The organism is Actinomadura rugatobispora, from assembly GCF_042656285.1.
GTDB classification, from domain to species: Bacteria; Actinomycetota; Actinomycetes; order Streptosporangiales; family Streptosporangiaceae; genus Spirillospora; species Spirillospora rugatobispora.
In genome coordinates this window covers 1-2,436 of the sequence record NZ_JBHSON010000212.1, presented here as the reverse complement: position 1 = coordinate 2,436, position 2,436 = coordinate 1, and the positions used below count along the sequence as shown (strand labels likewise).

Genomic DNA, 2,436 nt, shown 5'->3' with positions numbered 1-2,436 from the left:
GCCCACGGGCGCGGGCAAGCCCACGGGCGTGGGGAAGGCCACCGGCGCGGGCAAGGCCGCTAGCGGGGGCAAGCCCACCGGCGCGGATGAGCCCACCAACGCGGGCAAGGGCGCCAACGCGGGGAAGGGCGCCGACGCGGGGAAGGGCGCCAACGCGGGCAAGCCCACGGGCGCGGGCAAGCCCACCAGCGCGGGGAAGGCCACCGGCGCGGGAAAGCCCACCGGCGCGGGGAAGGCCACCGGCGCGGGGAAGGCCACCGGTGTGGCTAAGGCTGCGGGCGTGGGGAAGGCCGCCAAGGTAGAGAAGTCCGGTGGCGCGGAGACGTCGGCTAAGGGTGAGCGGTCTGCCGGAAAGGCTGAGAAGGCTGCCGCCAAGCGGCAGAAGCGGTCGGCCTCTAAGACGGCGCGTGCGGCCGGTGTGGTCAGCGCCGCTGCGGCCGAGGAGAAGGCCGAGGTTTCCGGCGGCTCCGGGGCGTCCAAGGGTGCCGGGACGAGCGGCACGGGTAAGGCCGCTGCCGTGCCGTCCCCCCGGCGCGAGGTCGGGTTGCGGCGGCCCTCGCACGCGGCCGTGGCGATCGGGGTCGGTGCGGTCGTGGTCGTCGGTGTCGCCGCGTACGCCCTGTCGGGCGACTCCGGTGTGAGCGGCCCGCGGTCGGCGGTCGCCGCGTCGACGTCCGCCGAGGGCTGGTTCGTGGCCGACCCGGCCGCCAAGGCCGACGGGCTCGTGCAGGACCTGGTGACCGTGGCCGCGTTCGGCGGCACGGTCGTCGCCGCCGGGACGGAGACGGCCGGGGACGGCACGCCGCAGCGGGAGCGCGCCGAGTTCCTCCTCTCCCAGGACGCCGGGAAGACCTGGCGGCTGGCCGAGGTGCGCACGCCCGACGGCGCGGTGCCCGCGCCCGGGGTGCGGCCCCGGATGCTGGCCGGGGGTGCCGGGGCCTGGACGGCGATCGGGCAGTCGGCGGACGGCCGGGTCGCGGTGTGGACGAGCGTCGACGGGCGCTCCTGGACGCAGGAGGGCGCCGCGGCCTCCGCGTTCGGCCCCAACGACCGGGTGAACGCGGTGGTCCGCACCTCCGGCGGGTTCGTGGCGGCCGGGGTGACCTCGCCCGGCGGGGCGGACGTGCGGGCCGTGGTGTGGACCTCGGCCGACGGCCGGGCCTGGCAGCGCGCGGACCGGCTCAACCTGCCCGACATGGCCGGGATCGGCGGGCTGGCGGCGTCCGGTGACACGGTGGTGGCGCACGGCTCGTTCAGCCGGAAGGTGACCAGGACGGTCGAGCGCAAGGGCAAGAAGAAGGGCACCCAGAAGGTCACGCAGACCGTGCGGGGCGAGGCCATGTGGCGGTCCGCCGACGGCGGCCGCACCTGGACGGCGGTGAACCTGCCCCAGGGGCAGGGGGCGTACGGGCCCGCCAAGGGCCTGACGGCGGGTCCGGGCGGCTTCTACCTGGCCCGCGAGGGGAAGAGCACGACGGGGTCGAAGAAGAAGCGCAAGACGAGCCGGTACGGCGTGGTCTTCGGTTCGGCGGACGGGGCGACGTGGGTGCCCGCCGCGCAGCTCACCGTCCCCGAGTACAGGAACGTGGAGCGGCTGTCGGGCACGTCCGCGGGGCTCGCCGCGCTTGTGCGGGGCAGGGGCAACACCGGGACGGTGCTGCGCAGCGCCGATGGGCGGGCCTGGCGGCCCGGCGGCGAGGTGGGCGCGCCCGGGCCCGGTTCGGCGATCAGCGGGCTGGCGGTCGCCGACGGCGGCGGCGCCGTCGTCACGGGCCGCCGCGGCGAGGACGGCTTCATGGCGCTGGCCGCCGCGCCCGGCCCCGCGACCGCGGTCAACCTGGCCGGGGTGCCGGGCGCGGTGCGGCCGGAGCGCACGCTGGCCGCCTGCGCGCCCGATCAGTCGGGCAAGCTGGTGGTCGTGGGCAGCACCGGCGGTGACGCGGCGGCCTGGAGCAGCACGGACGGGGCCGCGTGGTCCCGTGCGCAGGGCCCGGACTTCGGGGCCGGGCGCGCGGGCGGTCCGGGGCAGGCGCGGCAGCGGCTGACCGATGTCGCGAACGGCGCGCACGGCTGGCTCGCGGTCGGCCGCACCGACGCCCCGCGCGGGGGTGCCTCGACCCCGCTGGTGGTGGCCTCGCGGGACGGCGCGACCTGGCGCAAGGTCGGCTTCCCGGGCGGGAAGACGGTTTCGGGCGTGGCGTCCGGCCAGGGCGGCTACGTCGTGGTGGGCATGGTCGGCGGCTCGGCCGCGGCCTGGCGTTCGGGGGATCTGCGAGCCTGGACGCGCGGCGGCAACGCGGGCAGGGGCGATCTCGACGGCCCGACCTGGATGCGGGACGTGGCGGCGACGTCCACGGGGTTCGCGGCGGTCGGCGGGCGCCGGCGCCCCGCGGCGGCGGGGGGGGGGGGGGGGGGGGCCCGGCCGGGGCGCCGCCG

Annotated in this window: 1 pseudogene; it reads left to right on the top strand. The window is 78.4% G+C overall.

From position 1 onward, the window contains the following. Nucleotides 1-28 precede the first annotated feature (28 nt). Nucleotides 29-2,436: pseudogene (locus ACFPZN_RS55845) on the top strand (hypothetical protein); the annotation flags it as partial.